This is a genomic window from Rhodoferax sp., assembly GCF_014859475.1.
Lineage (GTDB): Bacteria > Pseudomonadota > Gammaproteobacteria > Burkholderiales > Burkholderiaceae_C > Rhodoferax.
This window is the reverse complement of the sequence record NZ_JACUUE010000328.1, coordinates 1-1709: the sequence shown is the minus strand read 5'-3', so window position 1 is coordinate 1709 and position 1709 is coordinate 1. Positions and strand designations below refer to the sequence as shown.

The following is a 1709-nucleotide window of genomic DNA, read 5'->3' as shown; positions in this document are numbered from 1 at the left end:
CCGGGGACATGGATTGCGTCACTGCGTTCGCAATGACGGGGCTGTTCATGGAAAGGTGGGCGACTGCACCCAGCCCGATTGCTCCTGGCGCGAGGACAGCCTGAGCGCATCCTGCAACGCCACAGCAGTGGCAGCGTAAGGGCGACCAAGTCAGGCCGGTGAATCCTGGGGTGCGTCGCCGGTGCGCTGCGCTGGCAAGTCTTGCCAATGCAGTTCGAGCCGGTCGCGGCCGCCATTTTTGGCGCGGTAAAGCGCCACGTCGCACTGCCCCAGCAATTCGGCAAAAGATTTCTGCTTATCCAGCCAACCGGCGCCAATGCTCACCGTGTAGGGAATGTGCTGATCACAGGTCACAACCGGGTTTGAGCGCACGCTTTCAAGAATACGGTTGGCCAGCGCAATGCCGCCCTGTTGGGTGGTGTTGGGCAGCAGCACGGCAAACTCTTCACCGCCAATGCGCCCGATCACATCGGACTCGCGCAGCACGTTATTGACGGTTTGCACAAAGCTCTTCAACACCGCGTCGCCCGCCGCATGCCCGTAGCTGTCGTTGACCTGCTTGAAGTGGTCCAGGTCGAGCATCAGCACCACCAGCGGCAAGGCATAGCGCTGCGCGCGCGCCAGTTCCTGATCGGCAAGATTGAGGAAATGTTGTCGGCTCAAGGCGCCGGTCAGGGGGTCGATGTTGGCCAGTGCCGCGCTGGCCAGTTCGGCGCGCTTGAGGTCGCTCACGTCTTCGTGCGTCACCACCAGGCGGTGTGCCGCGTCTTGCACCGGGGTGAACCTGATGGTGAACCAGTAAGGGCCGCAGTTGCACTGAAGCGGCTCGGGCAAATGAAAATGGGGAACATCGCCGGCAAAAACCGCAGCCAGGCCAGCCTCGACGATGTCCACGCCGACCTGATCAAAAACAAAATGCCGGGTCAACAAAGCCAGGTAATCCTGACCGAGCGAAGCGCCCAAATCGAGCCTGGCGGCATGGTTTTGCCAGGCTGCGTTGGTCTGCACGATGGTGCCAGACTGATCCAGCACCAGTATCTGCGCCGAAATGGAATCAAACACCGCTTGCTGAAACTGGGCTGCCGCCAGCAGGTCGGCGTCAACCTGCTTTCTTTGCGAAACATCGACCATGATGCCTACCAGACGCAAGACCTTGCCGTCTGTAGCGCGCTGCACCACGGCACCGCGGGCCAGCATCCATTTGATACTGCCGTCCCGGCACACCACCCGGTGTTCAATGGCATAACGCTCGCTGATGCCATTGATGCAATCCTGCAGCTCTTTCATGAGCAGCCGCTTGTCCTGCGGGTGAACAAAACGCATCACGTCTGAAGCCGTGTGGCCCAAATCCTCGCGGGAAACCCCCAACATCTGCTCATATCCCTGCGACATCGTGATCTCATCACGGCTCACCTGCCAGTCCCAAACCCAGTCGCCAACCGATGACAGCGCCAGCGTCAGACGCTCTTCGCTGGCGCGCAGTTGTGCCTCCATGCGGCGACGCTCGCACACATCGATCAACGCCACCTGCCAGCCCACTGCGGCACCAATCCAGACCACCTTGAGTTGCACCGGCAGTGGCTCCAGGCCATCGATCTGCAACTGCAGCTCTGCCGTCTGCACCTCATGCTCGTCGCGGGCGCGCGCCAGCATGGCGTTGAACTGCGCACGCTGGGCCTCGGCCAGATACAGGGCGAGCTTGCCGCCCA

The 1709-nt window shown here is 61.4% G+C and carries 1 protein-coding gene; it reads right to left on the bottom strand.

Features of this window, described 5'->3' with window-relative positions; all coding sequences use genetic code 11:
- Window positions 1-150 precede the first annotated feature (150 nt).
- A partial coding sequence (locus IBX54_RS14950; RefSeq protein WP_296543441.1) for a sensor domain-containing diguanylate cyclase occupies window positions 151-1709 on the bottom strand: 1559 nt, incomplete at its 5' end.